This window comes from Bacteroidota bacterium, assembly GCA_030706565.1.
Lineage (GTDB): Bacteria > Bacteroidota > Bacteroidia > Bacteroidales > JAUZOH01 > JAUZOH01.
In genome coordinates this window covers 1-6,444 of record JAUZOH010000214.1, presented here as the reverse complement: position 1 = coordinate 6,444, position 6,444 = coordinate 1, and the positions used below count along the sequence as shown (strand labels likewise).

Genomic DNA, 6,444 nt, shown 5'->3' with positions numbered 1-6,444 from the left:
TAAACTTTGCTGAAGGATAAATACTACTATGCCAGCTAACAAACCAATCATTGCAAGCCAACTGATATTTTTTAAATACCAGAAAAAACTCATTTTTTCAATACCCATTATCGCCACACCTGCAGCTAAAGGTTTTTTTATTTATAAGAAGTTGACTTTAATCAATAACCTAATATTTTGAGCTTTACATTCCAAATCTTCATATTCTATTGTTTTTCGGAATATTTCTGTCAATTATTAATTTAAGTTTCGCAACTAAATATTTCCCTGAACGGAATAAAATTTAAAATCTGTGATTTAAGTTTCGCAACTAAATATTTTCCTGAACAAAATAAAATTTAAAGTCATTGATTTATTGTCCTTCAACCTCACTTTACCAAGGGTCTAAAATAGACCGGTGATTCATTAAAAAGTTCCAGGACTTTCCTTCGCGAAGCGTAAAAAACAAAATCCTTATTGACTGCGTACTTTTTGAATGAAGCCGATCCGCCAGGGGGCGGACAAGCTGCCAGGATGTGTTCGCCCATTGGCGAATGACGCAGTCACAGTCTTTTTTGCTTTTGGTGACGACAAAAAGAATAAAATTTAATAGCAAATACAAACCACTTAGGCTCTAAGTCACATAGAAATAATGAAAAATATTCCTCTGTGCCTTCTCTGTGTACCTCTGTGTTATCGTATTGATTTATTACACAGAGAACCACAGAGTTTTAACACAGAGAACCACAGAGAAATCTGTTATAACCCATTTTTAAGGGGATGGGGTAAATTTGTATCTCTTGCGTCTTTAGCGAAAAAATGTTTGTTTTACGCCAGGACGTAAAATATGAAATTTATTTATTATTCAGCCTAACTCACTATTTCTCATCGAATAAGGAGGATTCGGATTATAGATAATCCAATACCATGCCTTCGACTCCCCTCAGGCAGCAAGAAAATAGTTGAACAATTTAAAACCCTTCAAACCACCTCAAACTATTTCAAACCTTCTCGAACCATTTTACCTCCGTGACTAAGTAGTTATAAAAACGATGAAACGACTAGGTCCTCAAATCAAACTTTCTCCAATCAATAACCAGTATCCCGTTATACCTTTTTACTAATTGCGAAACTTCAATTATTAATTTATTTTAATCCTTAGGACTTGAACTTCTGGCATTTTAGGAAATATTTTTACTTTTGCAGTTTTTAATTGCACAAATCGGCTGGAAATTTGTTTGATATGAGAGGATAAAACATTCTTTAAATAACAAATTGTCAGTTGAACAAAATATTAAACGATGTTCAAAATACTAAAAAAACAATTATTGGCACCGCAGATATATCTGATGGATATTGAAGCTCCAAGAGTAGCCCGTTCTGCACAGCCCGGACAGTTTATTATTGTTCGTCCAGATGAAAAGGGAGAACGTATTCCTCTTACCATTTGTGATTATGATAAGGAGAAAGGTTCGGTCACCATTGTGTTCCAGACTGTGGGAAAATCAACCACCCGGATGGCTACCTTTAATGAAGGTGATTATTACGCTGATTTCGTAGGGCCTTTGGGGCAACCTTCAGAAATGGTGCATGAACCCCTGGAAGAGTTGAGACAGAAAAAAATATTATTCATAGCCGGCGGTGTGGGTACTGCCCCTGTTTATCCCCAGGTAAAATGGTTGAATCAGCATGGAGTCAAAGCAGATGTGATTATTGGTGCAAAATCCGAAAATTATCTTTTGTTGACCGGGGAGATGAAAGCTGAAGTGGAAAATATGTTTATTGCAACGGACGACGGTTCAGTAGGATTCAAAGGACTGGTTACCAATCTGCTTCAGGATTTGGTGGTGAATCAAAACAAACATTATGACTTGGTTGTGGCAATAGGCCCGATGATTATGATGAAGTTCGTAGCCAAAATGACCCAGGAACTGGGGATCAGGACCATAGTCAGTTTAAATACCCTAATGGTTGACGGGACTGGAATGTGTGGTGCCTGCCGTGTCACTGTTGGCGGTGAAACCAAATTTACCTGCGTTGATGGCCCCGAATTTGACGGACATAAAGTAAACTTTGATGAGGCTATGCGCCGTCAGACTATGTACAAAACGGAGGAGGGTAAAACAATTATCGAAAAACAGGAAAAAGAGGAAGGCCACGAATGCCGTATAGGAGGAATTAGTAATGAATAAGATACCCAGAGTTCCAGTAAGGGAACAGGAACCAAAAGTCAGGGCAACAAATTTTAATGAGGTTTGCTATGGCTATAATGAAGAAGAAGCTGTGCTTGAGGCTTCGCGTTGCATCCAGTGCAAGAAACCCGGATGTATCACTCAATGTCCCGTAAGCATCAATATTCCTGCATTTATTGCTGAAATAAAAAATCAACAGTTTGAAAAAGCTGCGGCCATTATTGCTGAATCTTCTGCTTTGCCTTCCGTATGCGGAAGAGTATGCCCGCAGGAGACCCAATGTGAGGGTAAATGTGTGTTGGGCGTGAAAGGTGAACCGGTTTCCATTGGCAAGCTTGAACGTTTCATAGGCGATTGGCAACGGGAACACAATCTGGATCTCAGCAAGACCCTGCCCAAAAATGGAATAAAGGTTGCTGTTATTGGCAGTGGGCCTTCCGGACTGACCTGCGCCGGCGATCTGGCCAAGTTGGGTTATGAAGTTACTATTTTTGAGGCTTTGCACAAGGCCGGCGGTGTATTGGAATATGGAATCCCTGAGTTCCGTCTGCCTAAAGATTCGGTGGTGAAGTCGGAAGTAGGCAATGTGCTTCGCCTGGGAGTGATGCTGGAAACGGATGTTGTTGTTGGTAAGACGGTTACCATCGACCAATTGATGAGCGAGGAAGGGTTTAAGGCTGTTTATGTGGCTTCCGGAGCCGGCTTGCCGAAATTTATGCGTATCCCCGGTGAAAACTTCAATGGTGTACTTTCGGCCAATGAATTCCTTACCCGCAACAACCTGATGAGGGCTTTCGATGACAGTTATTATACGCCCATTCATGTGGGTAAGAAAGTGGCTGTGGTAGGCGGCGGAAATGTGGCCATGGATGCAGCCCGGACTTCTTTGCGTTTAGGTTCTGACGTTACTTTGGTTTACCGCCGTTCGGAAATTGAACTTCCTGCCCGCCGTGAGGAAGTGATTCATGCCAAAGAGGAAGGAGTTCATTTCGAACTGCTTGTAAATCCTATAGAAATTCTTGGCGATGAAAGGGGTTGGGTAAAAGGAATGACATGCATTCGCATGCAGCTTGGAGAACCTGATGAATCTGGGCGTCGTCGTCCGGTAGAAATCAAGGGCTCTGAATTTACATTGGATGTTGATACCGTGATCATGTCCCTGGGTACTTCTCCCAATCCTTTGATTGCTTCCACAACCCGTGGCCTGGAAATGAACAACCACAAATGTATTGTCGCTGACGAAGAAACCGGGCAAACTTCGCGCGAAGGGATTTTTGCCGGCGGTGATATTGTTACCGGAGCTGCTACGGTTATTCTTGCCATGGGTGCAGGTAAAAAAGCTGCGGTGGCTATTGACAAATATCTGAAAGAAAAAATTAAATAATATTGATATTATGAAAAATGGATGCCCGAATAAGCATCCATTTTTCATATTTTTTAACCTGGTTATCCGCGTTATTTCAATATTTCGTAGTTTTTATATTCAAACAACCTTATGCCGGTGGCTTTTTCAAAGAGGTACAAAGCCCATTCCTTCAGGTTGAATTTCTTCTGTTTTACATCAAATTCAAATTTCCATTCAGCTTTTTTAATCCTTTCTTCCATCACTTTAGGATGGGTCTCTTTAAACAAACACAGTGAATCGATATGAGAATAATCATAACTCTCCGTATTAGCTATATTTTTTTGTATCCATTCATCTGAATGCCATAAGTTATGGAACGATCTTGTTTTATTTTGCATCACTTGGGGAGGTCTTACCCAACCATAATGAAAAACACAGGCTTCAATGGGTTTGACTTTTAATTTCCCGTCATTTTTGCGGAAGCCCTGGGCATCTTTGTATGATCTTATTTGCCTGTCATTTCTTACAACCCTTATTTCATTCCGGTACCAACGCCTTGAATTGCCAATATAATTATAGCTGCCATAAAAATGAACATATTTGAAGAGTAATCCCTCGACCTGTTTGTCATCTTTATATTTCAACATGTTTTCTTTGATGGTTTCCAGGTATTTCTCGTGTACCACCTCATCGCCCTGAATGTAGAAAACCCAGTCAAATTCCGGCGGAACCGCATCCAATGCCTTATTGGTCTCAACGGCAAGGACTTCTCCGTTTTTCCGTAGGCTGTCATCCCAAATACTTGGCAGGATCTGAATTTTATCTGAATCAATGGATTGGATTAAGGACAAAGTATCATCTTCGGAATTTCCAACGCAAACGATAAATTTGTCACATACCGGAAGTATGGATTGTATGGATTCAACAACTGGATAATCGTATTTCCGTGCATTCCGGACAAAAGTAATACCACAAACTTTCATAAAAAGTTAATTATAAATAACTTCTACCAAGATTATTTTATGATTTAACCCGGATTAAGCAATGAGCATCTGCATTTGCAGCAGTTTGTTGTAAATGCCATCCTGGCGGATCAGTTCTTCATGTTTACCACGTTCCACAATGTGGCCTTCTTCGAGTACACAGATTTCATCAGCAAATTGCACAGTTGAAAGCCTGTGCGCGATTACCAGGGAAGTACGGTTTTCCATCAATCTGGTAAGTGCATCCTGAACCAGGCGTTCCGATTCAGTATCCAAAGCAGAGGTGGCTTCGTCAAGTATCAGGATGGGCGGGTTTTTCAAAACTGCACGGGCAATGCTTATGCGCTGCCGTTGCCCTCCCGAAAGTTTGCTGCCCCGGTCGCCAATGTTGGTGTAATATCCATGCTTTGTGTTGACGATAAATTCGTGTGCATTGGCTACTTTTGCAGCCCGGATTACATCCTCTTCCGTAGCCCCATCAACGCCAAAAGCTATATTGTTAAAGAATGAATCGTTAAAAAGTATCGATTCCTGCGTTACTACCCCCATTAGGTTGCGTAAATCATATATTTTGTAATTTTTGATGGGCACATTGTCTATCAGTATTTCTCCTTCATCCACATCAATTAAACGTGGAAGCAGGTCAGCCAGAGTGGATTTTCCTGATCCGGATTTCCCAACCAGGGCTATGGTTTTACCTTTACCGATAACAAGGTTGATATTTTTCAGGACCATTTCCGTATCATACTTGAAAGAAACATTGCGGTACTCAACGGCTGTGGTAAATTCCTTTTTGTGTTTGGCGTTGGGCTCATCCTTGATGGTGATTTCTGCATCAAGCACCGAATTGATTCGGTCAGCCGATGCCATACCTTTTCTGATGTTGAAATAGGCGGTAGTGAAGGATTTTGCAGGATTGATGATTTGAGAGAAGATAACCAGATAGCCAATCAGCACTTCAGAGGTCAAAGTATGCGAATTCATTACTAAAGAACCGCCATAGCACATGATAACAATCAGCACAAGAGTGCCCAGAAACTCGCTGAGCGGGCTTGCCAGATATTGCCTGCGCATAACTTTGGATATGATCCTGGCATACAGATTATTGGTGTCGGAAAATTTCCTTCTGACTTTTTCTTCCCCGTTGAATGCCTTAATGATTCGCAGGCCTCCTAATGTTTCTTCTATGATGGACAATATCCCGCCCATCTTCTTCTGCCCTTTGAATGATTTGCTGCGTAAACTTTTTCCTGTTCTCCCGATTATAAGTCCGCTTAATGGCAAGAGAATCAGAACGAAGGCAGTAAGGGATGCACTCATTTTGATCAGGGCCGTCATGAAAATGATAATAGTGATCGGGTCTCTGAATATCATTTCAAGCGAACTCATGATGGATACTTCAATTTCCTGAACGTCAGTCGTCATTTTTGAAATGATATCTCCTTTTTTCTCATCCGAATAATAGGAAAGGGGCAATTTGAGGATCTTATCGTAAAGCAGTTGACGGATATCCCGAACCACACCGGTGCGGACATAGGTTACGAAATAATTGGCCAGAAAAACAAAAGCATTTTTGAAAAGGCTCATGACGACCACTAGCAATGCAATGAACATCAATGATTTAGCCTGTCCGTAATCTATGACAATCTTGCTGAGGATATAATTCAGATTGTGCTGTATGGAGCTGGCAGATAATGAAAAAGGAACTGCCTGGGTGACCAGTTTTTGCCTGTCAAAAAGTACGGACAAAAACGGGATGACAAGGGAATAGGTGAAAAGCGCGAAAAAAGAAGAAAGTAAGTTGAAAATTATGTTTAGAAGCGCATTCAACCAATAAGGTTTAATGTATTTCGCTATTTTAAGTACACTGTTCATGAAAAATCGAATATGGATTTATAAACCTGTATAATTAAACGGGGTAATATTCTTCAGTTCATTCTTGATT

4 protein-coding genes are annotated in these 6,444 nt (G+C 40.7%); 2 read left to right on the top strand and 2 right to left on the bottom strand.

Translation table 11 applies throughout. The features are described from left to right. The first annotated feature begins 1,280 nt into the window (after nt 1-1,280). Nucleotides 1,281-2,171, top strand: coding sequence for a sulfide/dihydroorotate dehydrogenase-like FAD/NAD-binding protein (locus tag Q8907_11000; protein MDP4274795.1), 891 nt, complete (start codon nt 1,281-1,283; stop codon nt 2,169-2,171). Next, nucleotides 2,164-3,555: an NADPH-dependent glutamate synthase gene (gltA, locus tag Q8907_10995; GenBank protein ID MDP4274794.1), complete on the top strand. Its 1,392-nt coding sequence runs from the start codon at nt 2,164-2,166 to the stop codon at nt 3,553-3,555. The genes Q8907_11000 and gltA overlap by 8 nt, the downstream gene beginning before the upstream one ends. A gap of 71 nt (nt 3,556-3,626) precedes the next feature. Here gltA and Q8907_10990 read toward each other — a convergent pair whose 3' ends face one another. Both Q8907_10990 and Q8907_10985 read right to left on the bottom strand, forming a co-directional pair. After that, nucleotides 3,627-4,499: a glycosyltransferase family 2 protein gene (locus tag Q8907_10990; protein ID MDP4274793.1), complete on the bottom strand. Its 873-nt coding sequence runs from the start codon at nt 4,497-4,499 to the stop codon at nt 3,627-3,629. 54 nt (nt 4,500-4,553) lie between these two features. Further along, the gene (locus Q8907_10985; protein MDP4274792.1) at nt 4,554-6,374 is read right to left on the bottom strand and encodes an ABC transporter ATP-binding protein; all 1,821 of its coding nucleotides are present in this window, start codon (nt 6,372-6,374) and stop codon (nt 4,554-4,556) included. Nucleotides 6,375-6,444 lie beyond the last annotated feature (70 nt).